The sequence below is a fragment of the Streptomyces sp. NBC_01304 genome, from assembly GCF_035975855.1.
Classification (GTDB): Bacteria; Actinomycetota; Actinomycetes; order Streptomycetales; family Streptomycetaceae; genus Streptomyces.
Genome location: NZ_CP109055.1, coordinates 4,738,993 through 4,759,054, shown reverse-complemented (window position 1 = coordinate 4,759,054; position 20,062 = coordinate 4,738,993). Strand labels below are relative to the sequence as shown.

The 20,062-nt window shown below is 70.2% G+C and carries 20 protein-coding genes; 10 read left to right on the top strand and 10 right to left on the bottom strand.

Annotated elements, in window-relative coordinates:
* Nucleotides 1-62 precede the first annotated feature (62 nt).
* Both OG430_RS20735 and OG430_RS20730 read left to right on the top strand, forming a co-directional pair.
* Nucleotides 63-665 carry a DUF4190 domain-containing protein gene (locus OG430_RS20735; RefSeq protein ID WP_327354049.1) on the top strand — a complete coding sequence of 201 codons (603 nt, stop codon included), beginning with the start codon at nt 63-65 and terminating at the stop codon, nt 663-665.
* Nucleotides 666-695: 30 nt separating this feature from the next.
* A complete protein-coding gene (locus OG430_RS20730; RefSeq protein WP_327354048.1) occupies nt 696-1,367 on the top strand; it encodes a septum formation family protein in 672 nt (223 codons plus the stop codon).
* A gap of 14 nt (nt 1,368-1,381) precedes the next feature.
* On the opposite strand, the gene OG430_RS20725 is transcribed toward OG430_RS20730, so the two are convergent.
* On the bottom strand, nt 1,382-2,560 hold the full coding sequence (locus OG430_RS20725) for a class I SAM-dependent methyltransferase (RefSeq protein WP_442816529.1): 1,179 nt from the start codon (nt 2,558-2,560) through the stop codon (nt 1,382-1,384).
* 90 nt (nt 2,561-2,650) lie between these two features.
* On the opposite strand from OG430_RS20725, the gene OG430_RS20720 reads away from it, so the two are divergent.
* On the top strand, nt 2,651-3,547 hold the full coding sequence (locus OG430_RS20720) for a polysaccharide deacetylase family protein (RefSeq protein ID WP_327354047.1): 897 nt from the start codon (nt 2,651-2,653) through the stop codon (nt 3,545-3,547).
* Nucleotides 3,544-4,386: a polysaccharide deacetylase family protein gene (locus OG430_RS20715; RefSeq protein ID WP_442816528.1), complete on the top strand. Its 843-nt coding sequence runs from the start codon at nt 3,544-3,546 to the stop codon at nt 4,384-4,386. The genes OG430_RS20720 and OG430_RS20715 overlap by 4 nt, the downstream gene beginning before the upstream one ends.
* A 42-nt stretch (nt 4,387-4,428) precedes the next feature.
* Here the strand turns inward: OG430_RS20715 and OG430_RS20710 are convergent, their stop codons facing one another.
* The 5 genes from OG430_RS20710 to OG430_RS20690 form a co-directional block, all read right to left on the bottom strand.
* The gene (locus tag OG430_RS20710) at nt 4,429-5,844 is read right to left on the bottom strand and encodes an FtsW/RodA/SpoVE family cell cycle protein (RefSeq protein ID WP_327354046.1); all 1,416 of its coding nucleotides are present in this window, start codon (nt 5,842-5,844) and stop codon (nt 4,429-4,431) included.
* Nucleotides 5,844-7,073 (bottom strand): LCP family protein, encoded by a 1,230-nt coding sequence (locus tag OG430_RS20705; protein WP_327354045.1) that lies wholly within the window; start codon nt 7,071-7,073, stop codon nt 5,844-5,846. The genes OG430_RS20710 and OG430_RS20705 overlap by 1 nt, the downstream gene beginning before the upstream one ends.
* A gap of 78 nt (nt 7,074-7,151) precedes the next feature.
* Complete coding sequence (locus OG430_RS20700) at nt 7,152-8,522, bottom strand: sensor histidine kinase (RefSeq protein WP_327354044.1); 1,371 nt, start codon at nt 8,520-8,522, stop codon at nt 7,152-7,154.
* Nucleotides 8,515-9,195 carry a response regulator transcription factor gene (locus OG430_RS20695; protein WP_327359170.1) on the bottom strand — a complete coding sequence of 227 codons (681 nt, stop codon included), beginning with the start codon at nt 9,193-9,195 and terminating at the stop codon, nt 8,515-8,517. Before OG430_RS20695 ends, OG430_RS20700 begins: the two co-directional genes overlap by 8 nt.
* Nucleotides 9,196-9,206: 11 nt before the next feature.
* Nucleotides 9,207-9,455 carry a hypothetical protein gene (locus tag OG430_RS20690; RefSeq protein WP_327354043.1) on the bottom strand — a complete coding sequence of 83 codons (249 nt, stop codon included), beginning with the start codon at nt 9,453-9,455 and terminating at the stop codon, nt 9,207-9,209.
* Between the two features lie 419 nt (nt 9,456-9,874).
* On the opposite strand from OG430_RS20690, the gene groES reads away from it, so the two are divergent.
* Entirely contained in the window at nt 9,875-10,183 is a 309-nt protein-coding gene (gene groES, locus OG430_RS20685) for a co-chaperone GroES (RefSeq protein ID WP_327354042.1), read from the top strand.
* A gap of 98 nt (nt 10,184-10,281) precedes the next feature.
* Nucleotides 10,282-11,910: a chaperonin GroEL gene (gene groL, locus OG430_RS20680; protein WP_327354041.1), complete on the top strand. Its 1,629-nt coding sequence runs from the start codon at nt 10,282-10,284 to the stop codon at nt 11,908-11,910.
* An 80-nt stretch (nt 11,911-11,990) separates the two neighbouring features.
* Here groL and OG430_RS20675 read toward each other — a convergent pair whose 3' ends face one another.
* The 3 genes from OG430_RS20675 to OG430_RS20665 all read right to left on the bottom strand — a co-directional run bounded on the left by OG430_RS20675 (nt 11,991) and on the right by OG430_RS20665 (nt 15,072).
* Nucleotides 11,991-12,764, bottom strand: a complete 774-nt coding sequence (locus tag OG430_RS20675; protein WP_327354040.1) for an SDR family NAD(P)-dependent oxidoreductase — start codon at nt 12,762-12,764, stop codon at nt 11,991-11,993.
* Between the two features lie 9 nt (nt 12,765-12,773).
* Nucleotides 12,774-14,330: a multicopper oxidase family protein gene (locus tag OG430_RS20670; RefSeq protein ID WP_327354039.1), complete on the bottom strand. Its 1,557-nt coding sequence runs from the start codon at nt 14,328-14,330 to the stop codon at nt 12,774-12,776.
* A gap of 70 nt (nt 14,331-14,400) precedes the next feature.
* Nucleotides 14,401-15,072 (bottom strand): MOSC domain-containing protein, encoded by a 672-nt coding sequence (locus OG430_RS20665; protein ID WP_327354037.1) that lies wholly within the window; start codon nt 15,070-15,072, stop codon nt 14,401-14,403.
* Between the two features lie 80 nt (nt 15,073-15,152).
* Between OG430_RS20665 and OG430_RS20660 the strand changes: the two genes are divergently transcribed.
* Nucleotides 15,153-16,049 (top strand): LysR family transcriptional regulator, encoded by an 897-nt coding sequence (locus OG430_RS20660; protein WP_327354036.1) that lies wholly within the window; start codon nt 15,153-15,155, stop codon nt 16,047-16,049.
* Between the two features lie 61 nt (nt 16,050-16,110).
* On the opposite strand, the gene OG430_RS20655 is transcribed toward OG430_RS20660, so the two are convergent.
* Nucleotides 16,111-16,449 carry a WhiB family transcriptional regulator gene (locus tag OG430_RS20655; RefSeq protein WP_327354035.1) on the bottom strand — a complete coding sequence of 113 codons (339 nt, stop codon included), beginning with the start codon at nt 16,447-16,449 and terminating at the stop codon, nt 16,111-16,113.
* A 377-nt stretch (nt 16,450-16,826) separates the two neighbouring features.
* Between OG430_RS20655 and OG430_RS20650 the strand changes: the two genes are divergently transcribed.
* From OG430_RS20650 to guaB, 3 genes are all read left to right on the top strand, one after another.
* Nucleotides 16,827-17,438, top strand: coding sequence for a response regulator transcription factor (locus OG430_RS20650; protein ID WP_003948568.1), 612 nt, complete (start codon nt 16,827-16,829; stop codon nt 17,436-17,438).
* 286 nt (nt 17,439-17,724) lie between these two features.
* Complete coding sequence (locus tag OG430_RS20645) at nt 17,725-18,312, top strand: sigma-70 family RNA polymerase sigma factor (RefSeq protein ID WP_327354034.1); 588 nt, start codon at nt 17,725-17,727, stop codon at nt 18,310-18,312.
* A 187-nt stretch (nt 18,313-18,499) separates the two neighbouring features.
* Entirely contained in the window at nt 18,500-20,002 is a 1,503-nt protein-coding gene (gene guaB, locus OG430_RS20640; protein WP_327354033.1) for an IMP dehydrogenase, read from the top strand.
* Nucleotides 20,003-20,062 lie beyond the last annotated feature (60 nt).

Below are 20,062 nucleotides of genomic sequence, written 5' to 3'. Positions count from 1 at the left end.
GCTAAAGGCCGCATAAGTGGCGGCTAGCCTCGCGAGGAGATACTCCCGGAGAAGGTCAGGCCGTGTCCGTACCCCCGCCGCAGCACCCCTCGTCCCCGCAGCACGCCTCGTCCCAGCAGCCGTTCGCCGACGGGGAGCTGCCGGTTCCCGCCGACGCGGGCCGGTCCCCGGCCGAGGCCCGGCCCCCGGCCGAGGCCCGGTCTCCGGCGGAGCATGCCGCGCCGCCCCAGTTCCCGCCCGGCACCCCCGCCTGGCCCCAGCCTCCCGCCAACTGGCAGGCCCCGCCCGCCGCCTGGCCCCCGCCTGCGGCAGGCATGCCGCAGCAGCGGCCCCCGATGAACGGGCTCGCGATCGCCGCGTTCGTGCTCTCGCTGATCTGCGTCGCGCCGCTCGCCCTGATCCTCGGCATCGTCGCGCTGGTGCAGATATCCAGGCGCGGTGAGCGCGGCAAGGGCCTGGCGGTCGCGGGCGTCACGGTCTCCGGTGCCTCGCTGCTGCTCTCGCTCGTGCTGCTGCTGACCGGGACGTTCGCCCTCTCCACCTTCGGCACGCCGGAGCGCGACAAGGGCTCGGGCCGGGTCACCGAGCCGACCCGTACCTCGATCTACGAGATCAAGACGGGCGACTGCTTCAACCCGGGCGAGGAGCTCACGGCCGAGAATTAGGGCAGCACCCTCGCGGACACCAGCGTCGAGATGACGCCCTGTGAGCAGCCCCACAAGGGCGAGGCCTACGGCAGCTTCAAGCTGACCGGCGACAAGTACCCCGGCCACGCCAAGATCGCCGAACAGGCCCGCCCCCGCTGCGCGAAGCTGCTCCCGGAGTACGCCCTCGACCCCGACGCGGTCGGCGACCTCCAGACGTACTTCTACTACCCCGACCGCTCCTCCTGGCCCACCGGCGAGCGCACGGTCACCTGCTGGGCCGGCCCGTCCGAGGGCAAGCGCGACGCCTCGATCCGTACGGACTCCACCACCCTGGAACCGGACCAGTTCATCTTCCTGGCGGCGACCAAGCCGGCCTACGAGGCCGACCTGACGTATCCGGAGGGCGAGCCCGGCGACGACCTGCCCGCGTCGAAGGCCTGGGCGGGCCGGATGGCGAAGGCCTACCGCCAGACCGCCGCGTCGCTGAAGGCGCTCCCCCTCCCGCCGAAGGCCGCGAAGGAGCTGCCCGCGCTGATCGAGTGGTACGAGAACGCCATCCCCGACTGGCGCGCCGCGGCCGCCGCGAAGGACGTCGACACCTTCTACGGCTACGTGGAGGAGGTCGTGGACAACGAGGCCGGAGACTTCGACGAGCTGAACGCCAAGGTTCGCGCCGCCCTCGAACTGCCCGAGGCCGCGGGGTCCGGCAGCAGCGTCTGACCGGCCGGCCAGGTCTACGCGGGCGCCCCGACCAGCATCGTCGGGGCGTCCATCACCCGGGTCAGGAACACCGTCGCCGAGTTCCGTCCGCTCAGCTTCATCTTGCGCCGCAACTCCTCCGGCTCCACGCCCGAGCCGCGCTTCTTCACCGTGAGGATGCCGACCTCGCGGTCGCGCAGCAGTGCCTTCAACTTCTTTACGTTGAAGGGGAGTTGGTCGGTGATCTCGTACGCCGTCGCAAACGGCGTCTCATGCAGCTCGTCGCTGGTGACGTACGCGATCATCGGGTCGATCAGCCCGCCCGAGACCTGCCGCGCGACCTCGGCCACCAGATGGGCCCGGATCACCGCGCCGTCCGGCTCGTACAGATAGCGCCCCACCGGCCGGGGCTCCGGATCCGGCAGCATCGCCGCCCGCGCGGTCCACAGCGAGGCCCCGGCCGGCAGCAGCGTCGAGCTGAACGAGCCGGGCTGCGTGCCGAACCACAGCACGGCCTCCTTCACGTCGCCGGAGTCCGAGATCCACTCCGCGTGTACGTCGTCGGGGACGGCCTCGTGCGGGATGCCGGGCGCGATCTTCAGCGCGGCCAGCGGCGCCTTGCGGGCGGCCTCGATCGCCCAGGAGAGCGGGGGCGAGTAGGCCTCGGGGTCGAAGATCCTGCCTCGGCCGCCCCGGCGGGCCGGGTCCACGAAGACGGCGTCGTACGGCGAGGTGTCGATCTCGGTCACGTCCGCGCAGCGCACCTCGATGAGCTCGGAGAGGCCCAGCGCCGCCGCGTTCGCCCGCGCCACCGCGCAGGTCACCTCGTCCCGGTCCACCGCGAGCACCGCGATCCCGGCCCGGGCGAGCGCGATCGCGTCGCCGCCGATGCCGCAGCAGAGGTCGGCGAGGGAACGTACGCCCAGGCCCTTGAACTCGTTCGCGCGGTACTCGGCGACCGAAGTGCGCGTGGCCTGCTCGACGCCGTTGGGCGTGAAGTACATCCGCGCGGCGTCCTCGGCGCCGAACTTCGCCACCGCCCGCTGTCGCAGGCGAGCCTGTCCGAGCGCCGCCGAGACCAGCTCGGGCGGGTGCGCGCGCCGCAGCCGGGTGGCGAGGGCGAGCTCCTGGGCGGGGTCGTGGTCGCGGAGCTCGGCAAGGAGGGACCGGCCCTCGTCGGTGAGCAGGCAGGAGAAGGCGGCGAGGTCGTTCACCAAGCCATTGTCGGCCAGTCGGTGGATCGCGCGTGCCTCGTGGTGGTGTCGCCGGGGCCGTGCGCCGCTGTGCTGACAGGATCCGACGCCATGAAACTAGTACGACAAAAGGATAAATTCAGCCGAAATCGGGCCCCGGTCCTGCGTGCGGCCCTCGCCGTCGTCACCGCCACCGCCCTCGCGGCCGGCTGCGCCTCGGGCGAGCCCGCGAAGCCCCCGGTCAAGCCCGCTCCGGGCCCCGCCGAGGTCGCCAAGCAGCGCGCCGCCGTGCACGCCGGGCGGCTCGCCGCGGTCAAGCGCTGGGGCGTCGCCAAGATGCCGCTGGCCGCGCCGAAGCCGCCCAAGAAGAAGGTCACACCGAAGACCCGCAAGGGCTTCGAGGTGGCCGGCCAGAAGAACCTGCCGCCGGTCTTCACCACGATCCCGACCAAGGACAAGGTCGTCTTCCTCACCATCGACGACGGGGCCGAGAAGGACCCGAAGTTCCTCAAGATGATGAGCGAGCTGAAGATCCCGTACACCGCCTTCCTCAGCGACTACCTGGTCAAGGAGGACTACGGCTACTTCAAGCAGATGCAGGACCGCGGGGTCGTGCTCAACAACCACACCCTCAACCACCGCTATCTGCCCGGACTCACCTACGCGCAGCAGAAGCGCGAGATCTGCGGCATGCAGGACGTCATCGAGAAGCGCTACGGCAAGCGCCCCGAGCTCTTCCGCCCGCCGTACGGCAACTACAACCAGAACACCCTGAAGGCCGCCAAGGCCTGCGGCATCAGGGCCGTTCCGCTGTGGAACGCCGAGGTCTTCGTGGACAAGATGGACTACCGCGAGTGGGACCGCGACATCCACCCCGGCGACATCATCCTCACGCACTTCAGGGGCAAGGAGGACTGGAAGGGCACCATGCCCGACATGATCCGCAAGTTCCTCAAGATGGTCACCGACAAGGGGTACGCGGTGGCCAAGCTGGAGGACTACCTGTGAGGGCCGGGCGCGCGCACCGGCTGCTCGCCGGGGTTCTTGCGGCCGGTGCGCTCGCCCTGAGCGTGAGCGGGTGTGCCCAGTCGGTGGACCCGATCGAACGGCTCGGCCGCAAGGCCGCGCACAAGGTGGAGAAGAAGGTCGAGCAGCGCCGCGTCTCCAAGGCCGTGGCCCGCCGCTGGGGGCTGCACGCCCCGCTCAGGCCCGCGCCGAAGCCGCCGCCGCGGGGGGCGGTCAAGGGCGCGGGGCCGGGGCTGCCGCCGGTGGTGGACCGGGTGCCGACCAAGGACAAGGTGGTGTTCCTGACCTTCGACGACGGGGCGGAGCGCGACCCCCGGTTCATCGACATGGTCAGGGACCTGCGGCTTCCGGTCAGCATGTTCCTCACGGACAGCGTGGCCGGGCCGGGCTATTCGCACTTCGGCGAGCTGCGGTCGGTGGGCGCGACCGTGCAGAACCACACCCTCGACCACCCCTATCTGCCGGGCCTTTCGTACGACGGGCAGCGCTGGGAGATCTGCGGGCAGCAGGACAAGCTGAAGCAGCGCTTCGGCGTCCGGCCGCGGCTCTTCCGCCCGCCGTACGGCAACTACAACGCGAACACCCTGCGGGCCGCCGCGGACTGCGGGGTCTCGGCGGTGGTCCTGTGGCGGGCATCGATGCAGATCAACGACCTCCGGTACGCGGCCGGGCACCGCCTGCACCCCGGCGACATCGTCCTCGCGCACTTCCGCGGCCCGGGCGAACTGCAGGGCGCGTCGCTCACCGAGATGACGGCACGGATGCTGCGGCGGATCCAGGCACAGGGGTTCACGGTGGCCCGGCTGGAGGACTACCTCTAGCCGGTACGTGCGCGCTCCGGTTGGTACGTACGCGCCCGGGCTCTAGCCGGTACGTACCAGCTCGGGCTCAGGTGCCGGCTCCGGCTCGGGTTCCGGATCGGGCCCCTGGGCCGAGGCCTCCCGGTTGCGTCCCGCGCTGTCGCTGATCCGGATCAGGAGCGCGATCATCACCCAGTTCGCGACCAGCGAGGAGCCGCCCTTCGCCAGGAACGGCAGCGCCTTCCCGGTCAGCGGGATCAGCCCGAGGACGCCGCCCGCGACCACGAAGACCTGCAGCATCAGCGCGGCCGAGAGCCCCACCGCGAGCAGCTTGCCGAACGGGTCCCGGGCGAGCACCGACGTCCGCAGGCCCCGCTGCACCAGGAGCGCGTACAGGAGCAGCACCGCCATCAGCCCGGCGAGCCCCAGCTCCTCGCCGACCGTGGTCAGGATGAAGTCGCTGCGCCCCGCGAAGCCGATCAGCTCCGGGTGCCCGAGGCCGAGCCCCGACCCGGTGAGCCCGCCGCTGCCGAAGCTGAACAGGGCCTGGGCCAGCTGGTCGGAGGCGCCCTTGGCCTGACCGGCCGGGGTGAAGGTCTCGAAGGGGTTGAGCCAGGCCTCGACCCGGCCGTGCACATGCGGCTCGACCGAGCCGACCACGAACGCCCCGACCGCGGCCAGCGTCACGCCGAACAGGATCCAGCTGGGGCGATGCGTGGCGACGTACAACATCACCACGAAGAGGCCGAAGAAGATCAGTGAGGTGCCCAGGTCCCGCTCGAAGATCAGCACCAGCAGGCTGATCACCCACACCGCGATGATCGGCGCGAACTGCCGCATCGGCGGCATCTGCAGGCCGAGCACCTTGCGGCCGGTCAGCGAGAGGGCGTCGCGGTGGATGACCAGGTATCCGGCGAAGAACACCGCGATCATCATCTTCACGAACTCGCCCGGCTGGAACGACAGCGCCCCGAGCTTGATCCAGCGCTTGGCGCCGTACGCGTCGGCGCCGAAGAGCGCCGGAGCCATCAGCATGACCAGCGCCACGGCCATGGTCACGTAGATGTAGCGCTGCAGCCTGCGGTGGTCGCGCAGCAGCACGAGGATGCCGATGCAGACCGCGACGCCCACCACGGACCAGAGCAGTTGCCCGCTCGCGGTCGGCGTGGAGTTCTTGAACTTGTGCGCGTACGTTTCGTCCAGGCGATGCAGGAGGACGAGTCCGAGCCCGGTCAGCAGCAGGGCGATGGGCAGGATCAGCGGGTCGGCGTACGGGGCGAAGCGGCGTACCGCGAGATGCGCGACCAGCGCCAGCAGCGCCATGCTCGCCGCGAACTGGCCGACGTTCGAGGGCAGCTGGTCGTACATGGCGAGGCCCACGTAGGCGTGTCCGAAGACCGTGAGCACGACGGCGAACGCGAGCAGGATCGCCTCGGTGCGCCGGTGGCCCCGCGAGAGGGGCGAGCTGCCCGTCGTCATCAGTCCACGCACGGGATCCCGCCGCCGTCCATGGCCTTGGTGTCCTGATCGGCGTCCGACTTGCCCTGCTTCTCGTCCCGCTGCTCGGGCGCCTTGCTCGGCGCCTTGTCGGGATCGGTGGCAGACGGGGACGGCGACGGGTCGGCCGACCCGCCCTGCCCGATCTGCTCCGCTATGAGGCGCTTTATCTTCACATCGTCAATGACGTTGATGTCCTCGCCGCGGTTCCGTCCGAACCCCTCGATGGGCAGTGTCGTGAATTCCACATTGCCGCCGGAGAGGTTCTTCGCCTGCTTGACGAAGGACAGCAGGTCCCAGCCCTCGTCGATCACGAGGTCCTTCTTGGCGGTGTCGATCAGCTTGAACAGCTTGCCCGGGTCGGTGAAGGTGCCGGCCGAGTTCAGCTTGTGCGCGGCGGACGCGAGGAAGGCCTGCTGGCGGCGCGTACGGTCCAGATCGCCGTTGGTGAGCCCGTGCCGCTGCCGTACGAAGGCGAGCGACTGCTGGCCGTTCAGCGTCTGCCTGCCCGCCTTGAAGTCGGCGCCCGAGTACTTGTCCTTGACCGCGTGGTTCAGGCACACCGGCACGCCGTCGAGCGCGTCGGCGATGTGGAAGAAGCCCGCCAGATTGACCTCGGCGAAGTGGTCGATCGGCACGCCGAGGAACTTGCGTACGGTCTCGATCTCCTTCTTCCGGCCCGCTTCCCGGCCCTCGTGCTCCAGTCGGCGCTTGTCGGTGACGCCCTGGGCGCTGAGCTTCTCCTCGGTACGCGCCTTCTCCAGGCCGTACGCCTTCTTGATCTTGTCCTTGCCGTGGCCCGGGATGTCCACGAAGTCGTCGCGCGGGATGGAGAAGGCCTTCGCGCGGCCGCCGCCGGCCGGGACGTGCAGCAGCATCAGGGTGTTGGTGTTGTAGCCGCCGATGTCGGAGCTGCCCGCGTGCAGCTTGTCGAGCACGTCGTCGGGCAGGTCCTCGCCGTTCTGGTCCTTACGGCTGTCCAGGCCCATCAGCAGGATGTTGATGTCGCCGCCCTGCGACTTGGGGCCGTTGCCGTCCAGCGCCTTGGAGCTGCCGATGGAGCGGGCCAGGTCGCGGTAGAGGTACCAGCCGCCGATGCCGACGCAGACGGTCAGGGCGAGGGCCGTGATCAGCAGCTTGCGGCCGAGGCGCAGGGGCTTCTTGCGGGCGCGGCGGCGGGCTTTGGGGGAGTTGCGGCGGTGTCGGCTCACGTCCCCCGATGCTGGGGGAGGGCTGCTGAAGGAGTCCTGAGAGTCCTGAAGGCGCCTTCAGGACTCGGCGGGCAGGCCTCAGAACTCGGCCCGTAGGCAGGCCCCGGCCGTCGGGCCGGTCGCCACCACCAGGTCGCCGCCGTGGGCCCGGGCGATCTCGCGGGCGATGGCGAGCCCGAGCCCGGTGCCGCCGCTGCCGCGGTCGCGGGCCGCGTCGAGCCGTACGAACCGGTCGAAGACCCGCTCCCGGTCGGCCTCGGGGATCCCCGGGCCGTCGTCGGTGACTTCGAGCACGGCCCGGCTTCCTGCTGCGAAGGCCCGCACCCGCACTTCCGTCGCCGCGTATCGGAGCGCGTTGTCGACCAGATTGGCGAGCAGCCGCTCCAGGCGGGCCGGATCCCCGCGCACCGGCACCGGCGCCTGCGCCTCCAGGACGAGCCGGGGATCTCGCCGCCGGGCCAGCTCCTCCGCCGCGAGCAGCGCCAGATCGACGGGCTCCGCGATCACCGGGACCTGGGCGTCGAGCCGGGCGAGCAGGAGCAGGTCGGCCGCGATGCGCTGCAGCCGCTCGGTGTCGGCGAGGGCGGAGCGGAGCGGAGCGGTTTCAGTGCGCCGTGCGGCCGGGTCGGGGTCGGCGAGGGCGGTCTCGAGCTGGGCGCGTACGGCCGCGATGGGATTGCGGAGCTCGTGCGAGGCGTCGGCGACGAACTGGCGTTGCCGGCCGACCGACTGCTCCAGGCGGTCGAGGGTGGCGTTGGCGGTACGGGCGAGCAGGGCGACCTCGTCCTCGCCGGGGGGTTCGGGGACGCGGCGGTCGAGCTCCTTCGCCGTGACCGCGTCGAGCTCGGTCCGGATCGCGGCGACCGGGCGCAGGGCGAGGCCGGTCACCGCCCAGGCGATCAGGGCGGCGAGGCCGATCAGCGGGGGCGCGCTGGCGAGCAGGGCCCAGCCGATGGCGCGGGTCGCATGGTCGACGTCGCTGAGCACGGTGACCGCGTACACGAACTGCTCGCTGTCGTCCGGCGCCGTCGCCCGGACGACGACCACATCGCGTCGTTCCCCGTCGTGCCGCACGATCCGCGCGGCCGAGTCCTGCCCCGGGGGCGGGCGCAGGGCGGCCAGTTGGGGCGTGAAGTCGGCATCGTGGTCGGCGGTCTTGATCCGCCCTTGCGCGTCGAGCACCACGACCATGTCGACGCCGCCCTCGGGTGCGGGCAGTTGGTGGGGGGCGGCCCCGGTGTCGACGAGGGATGCGGCCTTGCGGGCGGCGAGCTCGGTGCGGCCCGAGGTGTCGTCGAGGAGGTTGGCGCGCAGCACGGTGTAGAGCCAGCCGCCGCCGACGGCGAGCAGCAGTGCCATGGCGAGTGCGGCGGCCGCGGCGGTGCGGGCCCTGACCGTGCGGGGCAGGGGCAGGCGAAATCTCTTGGGGTTGCGCGTCGTCCTACGCATCGTCGTCGGGGGCCATGCGATACCCGGTGCCGTGCACGGTGCGTATGGAGCGGCGGCCGAAGGGGGCGTCCACCTTCTTGCGCAGCGAGGAGACGTAGACCTCGACGATGTTCGGGTCGATGTCGCCGGGGGAGTCCCAGACCCGGTCCAGGATGTCCTGCTTGGCGACGGCCTGACCCGGCTCGGCCAACAGGCAGGCGAGGACGGCCAGTTCACGGGCGGTCAGCTCGATGTCCTGCCCGCCGCGCCGGCAGCGCCTTCCCCTGACGTCGAGCACCAGGTCGCCGGCCTGGAGGGTCCGGTCGCGGTCGGCCTGCCGGCGGCGGCCGAGCGCCCTGAGCCGGGCGAGCAGCACGACGAACGAGAAGGGCTTGGTGAGGTAGTCGTCGGCGCCGGAATCGAGCCCGTCGGCCTCGTCGTACTCGCCGTCGCGCGCGGTCAGCATGAGCACGGGGGTCTGCTGGTCGTGCGTGCGCAGCCGGGTGCAGACCTCGTGTCCGCCGAGCCCCGGCAGCATCACGTCGAGCACGACGGCGTCGTAATCCCCGGTCAGCGCGAGCTCGAGCCCCCGATGCCCGTCGTACGCGACATCGACCCAGTGCCCCTCGGCGGACAGGCCCCGCCGCAGGGAGTCGGCGAGGCCTTCTTCGTCTTCGACCACGAGGATGCGCACGGGGTCAAGGGTCACATACGGGACAAACTCCCTGCCGAGACGGGCGTGGGCCGGACGGTTCCGGACTCTTGCGTGGCGCCGTAGAGCACCATCCCGCCCAGCGCGAGGGCGACCGCGAACTGCGTCACGGCGATGGCCGGCTGCCCGCCGCGGGCGAAGGCGAGTCCGGCGAGGGCGAACAGCGCGGGAACGGCGAGGAAGCCGAGGGTGAGTCCCCAGTCCATGGCGGACGACCCGCCGGGCTGGTCCGGTACGCCCACGGAGAAACGGCGACGAAGATCAGGAAGGCCGTGGCGGCCAGCGCGACGGCATCGACGACAAGGGCGAACACCGCGACCGCCGTGTCGCCCCTGGGCGAGGAACGCTTCCGGCGGTGGCCCCGGGTGGAGGCGGCGGGGTGGGACTCTTCGGCAGCCATGAACAGCACTGTCGTACGGAACCAGCGCCTCCAGCGGAACGTTCTCCGATCGAGACAGACCTGCACCCGCGCGTTGACGGAGGGCCGAATTGGCACTCGGCTTGACCGAGTGCTAATCGCGGTCATAGTCTCGGCTCTGGCACTCCCCACTGGAGAGTGCCAACACAGCGACGGGCAGGTCCGGCACCCGCGACGACGGATCCACCTGGTCGCCACCCCAGACATTTCATCCCCGAGATCTCCGAAGGGGGAGGCCGGATCGTGACGACCGCCAGCTCCAAGGTTGCCATCAAGCCGCTTGAGGACCGCATTGTGGTCCAGCCGCTCGACGCCGAGCAGACCACGGCCTCTGGCCTGGTCATCCCGGACACCGCGAAGGAGAAGCCCCAGGAGGGCGTCGTCCTCGCGGTGGGCCCGGGTCGCTTCGAGAACGGCGAGCGTCTTCCGCTCGACGTCAGCACCGGCGACATCGTGCTGTACAGCAAGTACGGCGGCACCGAGGTGAAGTACAGCGGCGAGGAATACCTCGTCCTCTCGGCTCGCGACGTGCTCGCGATCATCGAGAAGTAATTCACCCGAAGTTTTTTGATCTGCGCCCCTGGCCCCCGCGATACACAGCCGGGTGGCGAGGGGCGCAGTTCGTTTTTTGAGAGGACTTGAAAAGCTCCATGGCGAAGATCCTGAAGTTCGACGAGGACGCCCGTCGCGCCCTCGAGCGTGGCGTCAACAAGCTTGCCGACACGGTCAAGGTGACGATCGGCCCCAAGGGCCGCAACGTCGTCATCGACAAGAAGTTCGGCGCCCCCACCATCACCAACGACGGCGTGACCATCGCCCGTGAGGTCGAGGTCGAGGACCCGTACGAGAACCTCGGCGCCCAGCTGGTGAAGGAGGTGGCGACCAAGACCAACGACATCGCGGGTGACGGTACGACCACCGCCACCGTGCTGGCCCAGGCGCTCGTCCGCGAGGGCCTGCGCAACGTCGCCGCGGGTGCCTCCCCGGCCGCCCTGAAGAAGGGCATCGACGCCGCGGTCAAGGCCGTCTCCGACGACCTGCTCGCCACCGCGCGTCCCATCGACTCGAAGTCCGACATCGCCGCCGTGGCCGCGCTGTCCGCCCAGGACAAGCAGATCGGCGAGCTCATCGCCGAGGCCATGGACAAGGTCGGCAAGGACGGTGTCATCACCGTCGAGGAGTCCAACACCTTCGGCCTGGAGCTCGACTTCACCGAGGGCATGGCCTTCGACAAGGGCTACCTGTCCCCGTACTTCGTCACCGACCAGGAGCGTATGGAGGCCGTCCTCGACGACCCGTACATCCTGATCCACCAGGGCAAGATCGGTTCGATCCAGGACCTGCTTCCGCTCCTCGAGAAGGTCATCCAGGGCGGTGGCTCCAAGCCGCTCCTGATCATCGCCGAGGACGTCGAGGGCGAGGCCCTGTCGACCCTGGTCGTCAACAAGATCCGCGGCACGTTCAACGCCGTGGCCGTCAAGGCCCCCGGCTTCGGCGACCGCCGCAAGGCGATGCTCGGCGACATGGCCACCCTCACCGGTGCGACCGTCATCGCCGAAGAGGTCGGCCTCAAGCTCGACCAGGCCGGTCTGGACGTGCTCGGCACCGCGCGCCGCGTGACCATCACCAAGGACGACACCGTCATCGTCGACGGTGGCGGCGACTCCGCGGACGTCCAGGGCCGCGTCAACCAGATCAAGGCCGAGATCGAGTCCACGGACTCGGACTGGGACCGCGAGAAGCTGCAGGAGCGCCTGGCGAAGCTCGCCGGCGGTGTCTGCGTGATCAAGGTCGGCGCTGCCACCGAGGTCGAGCTCAAGGAGAAGAAGCACCGTCTGGAGGACGCCATCTCCGCGACCCGCGCCGCGGTCGAGGAGGGCATCGTCTCCGGTGGTGGCTCCGCGCTCGTCCACGCCGTCAAGGTGCTCGAGGGCAACCTCGGCAAGGAGGGCGACGAGGCCACCGGTGTCGCCGTCGTCCGCCGCGCCGCCGTCGAGCCGCTGCGCTGGATCGCCGAGAACGCGGGCCTCGAGGGTTACGTCATCACCTCGAAGGTCGCCGAGCTCGAGAAGGGCCAGGGCTTCAACGCCGCGACCGGCGAGTACGGCGACCTGGTCAAGGCCGGCGTCATCGACCCGGTCAAGGTGACCCGCTCCGCCCTGGAGAACGCGGCGTCCATCGCCTCGCTGCTCCTCACGACCGAGACCCTGGTCGTCGAGAAGCCGGCCGAGGACGAGGGTGACGCCGGGCACGGCCACGGTCACGGCCACTCCCACTGACGTCTCGTAGGGACGTCTTCGTACGCAGCTGAGGCCCGGCTCCCCGCCAAGGGGAGCCGGGCCTCCGTGCTGCAACTCGCCTACTGGGGGCCGTACTTCCGCCCCGTCCGCGACGTGATCCCGCCGAGCAGCGCCCGCGGCGTCACCTTCACCACGCCCATCATCACCTTGTACCGAGGATCCGGCACGGACAGCGACTTCCCCCGTGCCAGGTCCGCGAGCGCCGCCGTCACCAGCTTGTCCGCGTCGAGCCACATCCACTTCGGGATGTTGTCCGTGCCCATCCCGGCCCGCTCATGGAACTCCGTACGGACGAAGCCGGGGCACAGCGCCATCAGCCGCACCCCGCTCCCCGCCAGATCCTTCGCCGCACCCTGCGTGAACTGCACGACCCACGCCTTCGACGCGCCATACGTGCCGCGCGGCACGAACGCCGCCACCGAGGCCACATTGATCACGCCCCCGCGGCCGCGCTCCCGCATGCCCTCGGTCGCCGCCGAGGTCAGCCGGAGCACCGCCTCGCAGTGCACCTTGAGCATGGTCAGCTCGTCGGCCATCGGGACCTCGAGATAGCGGCCCTTGTTGCCGAACCCGGCGTTGTTGACCAGAAGATCGACCGGATTCCTACGGTCGGAGAGCCGGGCCTCGGCCGCCCCGATGCCCTCCTCCGTCGCGAGGTCGGCGGTCAGCACCTCCGCCTCGATGCCATGCCGGTCGTGCAGCTCGGTCGCCTGCTCGTGCAGCCGCTTGGTGTCGCGGGCCACGAGGACCAGGTTGTGTCCCTCGGAGGCGAGGCGCCGGGCGAAGGCGGCGCCGATGCCCGCGGTCGATCCCGTAATCAGAGCCGTAGTCATGGCCCAAGGCTAATGACTGTGGTGACCGGCTCCGTGCCCGGACGGCTTCCCGGCCCGCTGTCCCGGCTCCACGACCACGAACTGCCCCATCATTCCGCCGTCTTCGTGGTACAGCAGGTGGCAGTGGTACATGTACGGGGTGTCCGGATCGGCCGGCCCGTCGAAGCGCATCGCCAGCTTCACCGTCGTACTGCCCGGCACGAACACAGTGTCCTTGGCGCCGCGCAGCTCGGGCGGCGGGGTCTTCCCGTTGACTTCGAGGACCCGGAACTGCACGTCGTGCACATGGAAGTTGTGCGGCATCCCGTCCTCGTTGCGCACGGTCCAGGTCTCCGTGCTGCCCCGGGTGACCGTCTCGTCGATACGGCCCATGTCCATCGGCCGCCCGTTGATCCCGGACATCTCCAGACCGAAGTAGCGCCCTCGCACGGAGTCCTTGGCGTCCGGCACCTCCAACTCACCCATCTTGGCGGGGAGTTCGGGCGACTTCCGCAACTGCTCCTTGGCCCGCAGCTCCAGCACGTCGAAGGAGTCGTCGCCCCCGCTGAACCGCGTCTGCCAGAAGTCCCCGTAGTTGTCCTGCGGGAAGCTGCGCAGGACGGTCTTCTCGCCCGGCTTCATCCGTACGACGACCTCGGCGCGCTCCCCGGGCGACAGCTGCAGCCGGTCCATCCGCGCGGGCGCCTCGAGCAGCCCGCCGTCCGTGCCGACCAGCGCGAACTCCCGGTCGTCGGAGAAGCCGAAGTCGTAGACGCGCGCGGTCGAGGCGTTGAGCAGCCGCAGCCGTACGAGCTCGTCACCGACTTCCTGGTACGGGTTCAGCGTGCCGTTGACCATCGTCCGGTCGCCCAGGAACCCGGTGTTCCGCATGATCCGGTGCCCGTGGTCGAACTTCGCCCCGTCGAACTTCACGTCCTGCACGATCACCGGCACGTCGTCGACGCCGTACTTCTTCGGGAGCGGCAGCTTCGAGGACTTCTCGTCGTCGAGGATGAACATCCCGGCCAGGCCCCGCTGCACGTGCTGCTCGGTCTTGCCGTGCGGGTGCGGGTGGTACCAGAGCGTCGAGGCCGGCTGGTCGACCGTCCACTGCGGCGCCCACTTGCCGCCGGGCTCGACCATCTGGTGCGGGCCGCCGTCCATCTTCGCGGGCAGGTGCATGCCGTGCCAGTGCACGGTGGAGGCCTCGTCCAGGCCGTTGGCTATCCGCACCTTGACCTTCTCACCGCGCTCGGCGCGCAGCGTCGGGCCCAGGTAGCTGCCGTTGAAGCCCCAAGTGGGCGTCTGCTGCCCGTCCTTGAACTCCGTCTCGCCCGCCTGCATCCGCAGGTCGAAGACCCGGGTGCCGTCCTTGTCGATGGTGGACTTCGCGAGCGGCGGCACGGCGAGGCGGTTGCTGAAGGACTCCGCGCCGACCGTGCTCACCTCCGCGCCGGTCCACAGCCAGGCGAAGCCGCCGCCGATCGCGGCCGCCAGCACACCCGCGATCACGCCGAGGGTGATGAGGACCCGCTTGAGCCTGCTGCGCCGAGGTTTGCCGGTGGTGGCACCGTCCGTCTTCGTCATGCCCCAACGGTCGCGGCGGAGGCCGGGGCGCCGAATCAGGAAAGGCCCTGAGCCGACCCCCGGCCGCCCCTTACGGGGTGCCGTACTTGGCGACGTACTCGCGGGCCTTCTCGAGCAGATCCACATGCAGCGTCTCGCCCGCGGCGAGCACCCGCGGCAGCAGCTCCCGCTCGGTGGTGCCGGCCCGGAAGGCAAAGCTCAGGGTCACCTCGTGGTCCGGCCGATGCACGATCTCGATGGGGTCGCCGGCCCTGATCTCGCCCGGTTCGATCACCCTGAGATAGGCACCGGGGACGGCGGCCTGAGTGAACCGCTTGATCCAGCCCTGCTCCCCGAGATGCCCCGCGAACGTACGGCAAGGAATCCGCCCCGACGTCACTTCGAGCACCAGATCCGGGCCGATCCGCCAACGCTCCCCGATCTTCGCCCCGTTCACGTCGAGCCCGCGGGTCGTGAGGTTCTCGCCGAAGACGCCGTCGGCGAGCGGACGGCCCAGCTCGGTCTCCCAGCGGTCCAGGTCCTCGCGCGCGTACGCGTACACGGCTTGGTCGGGACCGCCGTGAAAACGCAGGTCGGCGACCGTGTCCCCGGCGAGGCCGCTCGCGCCCACGCCCTTCGGCCCCGGTGCGGTGACCAGGACCGGGGAGTCGGTCGGCTGCTTGTCGATGCCGGTGCCGCCGGACGGGGCGTCCGTGTGCTCGGAGGGCCGGTGCGCGCCGAGATTCAAGGAGAGAAGCTGCATGCCCTCACGCTAAGCGAGCCATCCCAAAGGCGTCTATGCAATATTCCGCAATGCCCCCAAGATTCGCTTATGCTTACGGGATGATCGAGGCCCGTCATCTCCGAGTGCTCCGCGCCGTCGCCGCCACCGGGTCCTTCTCGGCCGCGGCCCGCGAGCTGGGCTGCACCCAGCCGGCCGTCAGCCAGCAGATGAAGGCCCTCGAACACTCCACGGGCACCCCCCTGCTCATCCGCACCGGCCGCGAAATGCGCCTGACCCAGGCGGGCGAGGCCCTGGTCCGGCACGCCGCCGGAATCCTCGCCGGGCTCACCGCGGCCGAGGAGGAGGTCGCCGCCATCGCGGGCCTGCGGGCGGGCCGGGTCCGCCTGGTCTCCTTCCCCAGCGGCAGCTCGACCCTCGTCCCCACCGCACTCGCCGCCCTGCGCGCGGCCCACCCCGGCACCCGGGTCTCGCTGGTGGAGGCCGAGCCGCCGCGCTCGGTGGAGATGCTCCGCGAGGGCGACTGCGACGTGGCCCTCGCCTTCCGTTACGACGGCACGAACGGCACCGAGGACTGGAGCGACCTGGTCGTACGCCCCCTCCTCGCGGACCGCCTCGTCGCCCTGGTCCCCGAGCGGCACCGGCTCGCCAAGGCGGGCTCCGTCGCCATCGGGGAGCTCGCCGACGAGCCCTGGATCGCGGGCTGCCCGCGCTGCCGCCGCCAGCTGGTGGAGGTCTGCCAGGGCGCCGGCTTCGCGCCGCGCATCGACTTCGCGACCGACGACTATCCGGCGGTGATCGGCCTGGTCGGCGCCGGGCTCGGGGTCGCCGTGCTGCCGGGGCTCACGCTGGAGTCCGTACGCCCCAAGGGCGCGCGGGCCGTGACCCTGGAGCCGGCCGTGCGGCGCGAGATCGTCGCGCTCACGCTGCCCGACCTGGCCCAGGTGCCGGCTGTCGCGGCCACCCTCGACCAGCTGGCCGCGGCCGCGGCGCGCTGATCAGTTACGCACGCCCGACCCGCGTACGTACAAACGAAGAGAAATTCGAAGAAACGTTCCTTCAGGAACTCGACGCGACCGTGGACGACGCGGCCGCCGTCACCGTCGCCGGTACGAGGCGGTTGCGCGCCCGGCCCATGAGCTCCTCGCGCTCGTCCTCGGTCAGACCGCCCCACACGCCATAGGGCTCACGCACCGCGAGCGCGTGCGCGGCGCATTCCGCGCGGACCGGGCAGCGCATGCAGACCTCTTTGGCGGAGTTCTCGCGAGCACTCCGCGCCGCACCGCGCTCGCCCTCCGGGTGGAAGAAGAGCGAGCTGTCGACCCCACGGCAGGCGGCGAGCAGCTGCCAGTCCCACAGGTCGGCGTTCGGTCCGGGAAGGCGGGAGAAATCTGCCATTGCTTTGTCCCCTTGCAACAGTGCTGAGCGGGTTCAGTGCCCATGACCGTACATCTACTGTCGTAGTAGATGAAAATATGACTCATCGCGAATCTAGCCACAGACACCAGCAAAAGGGAAGAAAAGCCGCTAAATGGGGCATAGCTCTTAACGAAGCTCAGGTGACCTGCGGTGCCTGTCCTGTGTCCGTGCCCTCACGTAGAGTGCCGAAGGCAGGGCCGGGACCCGTAACTCTTTCGAGTGACCATCGTTGAGAGTGCGAGGCGGTTGAAAACACAAGCGCTCGGGCAGATGTCCGAGGGCGTCAATCGCACAGGTGACGATTCGTACAAGGCCTGGAGGCTCAAGGTGACGCGCATCAGCTGCGGAGGGCGGCCATGACATCCGTCCTCGTCTGCGACGACTCCCCGCTTGCCCGAGAGGCGCTCCGCCGCGCGGTCGCGACCGTGCCCGGCGTAGAGCGCGTGACCACGGCGGCCAACGGCGAGGAGGTCCTCCGTCGCTGGGGTGCCGACCGCTCGGACCTGATTCTGATGGACGTACGCATGCCCGGTCTGGGCGGCGTGGAGACCGTTCGGCGGCTCCTTTCCGCCGACCCCGGTGCGCGCATCATCATGCTCACCGTGGCTGAGGACCTGGACGGCGTGGCGCTGGCCGTCGCCGCAGGTGCCCGCGGCTATCTGCACAAGGACGCCTCGCGCGCCGAGCTGCGCGCCACGGTCACGCAGGCGCTCGCCGACCCGACCTGGCGGCTCGCTCCGCGCAGACTGCGTTCGGCCGAGATGGGTGCGGCGCCGACGCTCACCGCGCGTGAGATCCAGGTGCTCGAGGGCATGAGCCACGGCCGGTCGAACGCCGAGATCGGGCGCGAGCTGTTCCTCTCCGAGGACACGGTCAAGACCCACGCGCGCAGGCTGTTCAAGAAGCTCGGCGCCTCGGACCGTGCGCACGCCGTCGCGCTCGGTTTCCGCTGGGGCCTGGTCCGCTAGAGGTGCACCGCCGCGGGGCTTCCGTGTCTTTGCCGAGTCCCGTCCGCAGCTGTGCGGACGGGGCGGCGGATGCCCGCTCAGCGGCGTTGCGACAGCGGCGTGCGTCGTTTCCCGCGCTATGCCGCATCCTTGAGGTGTGGAGTTCCTCGGGGACGAGTCGATCGAGCAGGGTCAGCGGGAGGGGAGGGCGCAGGAGATGAGTTCCGGCGCACCTGCTCATAACGCTTCAGTGCACAACTACGGACGCGGCGGCGCAGACCGGCCGGCGTCAAGGCACCATGGACCGATGCGTGAGGACGAGGCTGCCGCCGCCCAAGGGGTGATTGGTGCTCTCGTCCAGCGTGCCGTCGAGGGTGATGAGCAGGCGACGCACGATCTGCTCGCGCGCGTGCACCCCCTCGCCATCCGTTATTGCCGTACCCGGCTGTCCCGACTGCCGGGTGACGCACGGCACTTCGTCGAGGACCTGGCCCAGGAAGTCTGTGTCGCCGTGCTCCTCGCGCTGCCGCGCTACAAGGACACCGGGCGCCCCTTCGAGGCTTTCGTCTTCGCCATCGCCGGGCACAAGGTCGCAGACCTGCAGCGTGCCGCGATGCGGCACCCCGGGTGGACCGCCGTGCCCTCGGACGAGATGCCCGAGCGTCCGGACGACTCCCTCGGGCCCGAGGAGCGGGCGCTGCTCAGCAGTGATGCCGAGTGGGCCAAGAAGCTGCTCGCGAACCTTCCGCAGAATCAGCGCGAGCTGCTGCTCCTGCGCATCGCCGTCGGCCTCACCGCCGAGGAGACCGGGCAGATGCTGGGGATGTCGCCCGGCGCGGTCCGGGTCGCTCAGCACCGTGCGCTGAGCCGGCTGCGGGCGCTCGCCGAGCAGTGAGCGGCCGGCCGTCGCCATGGGGCCGGTCGGCGTAGGGCTTCACGCGGGGTCTGCACCAGGGCGACTTTGCGCCTTTGTCGGAACGTACAACGATTGTGATCCGGTGTGATGCGATCGTGGAATGAAGCACCCCCGCGGGCCGTTAGCATGGTGGTCCGCGCCTGGCAAGAGCATTGGGGAAGGTGTCATGAGTGACAACGTCGACGGAGCACCCGAGAAGTTCGCGATGCTCGGGCTGACATACGACGACGTCCTGCTGCTGCCGGGCGCCTCCGAAGTGCTGCCGAACGGCGTGAGCACCGTTTCCCGCGTCTCGCGGAACGTGACGGTGAACATCCCGCTGCTCTCCGCCGCGATGGACAAGGTCACCGAGTCCCGGATGGCCATCGCGATGGCCCGTCAGGGCGGCGCCGGTGTGCTGCACCGCAACAGCTCCATCGAGGACCAGGCCAACCAGGTCGACCTCGTCAAGCGCTCCGAGTCCGGCATGGTGACCGACCCGATCACGGTCTCGCCGGACGCGACGCTGCGTGAGGCCGACGCGCTCTGTGCCAAGTTCCGCATCAGCGGTGTCCCGGTCACCGACCCGGCGGGCAAGCTGCTCGGCATCGTCACCAACCGCGACATGGCCTTCGAGACGGACCGCTCGCGCCAGGTCCGCGAGGTCATGACGCCGATGCCGCTGGTCACGGGGCGGGTAGGCATCTCCGGCGAGGACGCCATGCAGCTGCTGCGCCGCCACAAGATCGAGAAGCTGCCGCTCGTCGACGAGAACGGCATTCTCAAGGGCCTCATCACGGTCAAGGACTTCGTGAAGGCCGAGAAGTACCCGAACGCCGCCAAGGACTCCGAGGGCCGTCTGGTCGTCGGTGCCGCGGTGGGCGTCGGCGACGAGGCGTACGACCGGGCGCAGGCGCTCGCCGCAGCCGGTGCGGACTTCCTGGTCGTGGACAGCGCGCACGGCCACAGCCGCGGCATCCTCGACATGATCGCCAAGCTCAAGACCAACATCAACATCGACATCGTGGGCGGCAACGTCGCGACGCGCGACGGCGCCCAGGCGCTGATCGACGCCGGTGTCGACGGCGTGAAGGTCGGCGTCGGGCCGGGCTCGATCTGCACCACGCGCGTGGTCGCCGGTATCGGCGTTCCGCAGGTCACCGCGATCTACGAGGCCGCCCGCGCGTGCCACGCGGCCGGCGTCCCGCTCATCGGTGACGGTGGCCTGCAGTACTCCGGCGACATCGCCAAGGCGATCGCCGCCGGTGCGGACACGGTCATGCTCGGCTCGCTGCTTGCCGGCTGCGAGGAGTCGCCGGGCGAGATGGTCTTCATCAACGGCAAGCAGTTCAAGTCCTACCGGGGCATGGGCTCGCTGGGCGCGATGCAGTCGCGCGGGCAGGCCCGCTCGTACTCGAAGGACCGCTATTTCCAGGACAACGTGCTGTCCGAGGACAAGCTGGTCCCCGAGGGCATCGAGGGCCAGGTGCCCTACCGCGGCCCGCTGTCCTCGGTCGCGCACCAGCTCGTCGGCGGTCTGCGGGCGTCCATGGGCTATGTCGGTTCGGCCGACATCCCGGAGCTCAAGGCCAAGGGCCGCTTCGTACGGATCACGTCCGCGGGTCTCAAGGAGAGTCACCCGCACGACATCTCGATGACCGTCGAGGCACCGAACTACAGCCGCCGGTAGGCGGTCGAAAGGCGCCGCTGAGCGCCGGGACGTACGTCTGGAGGCCCGTGGGTACTACGC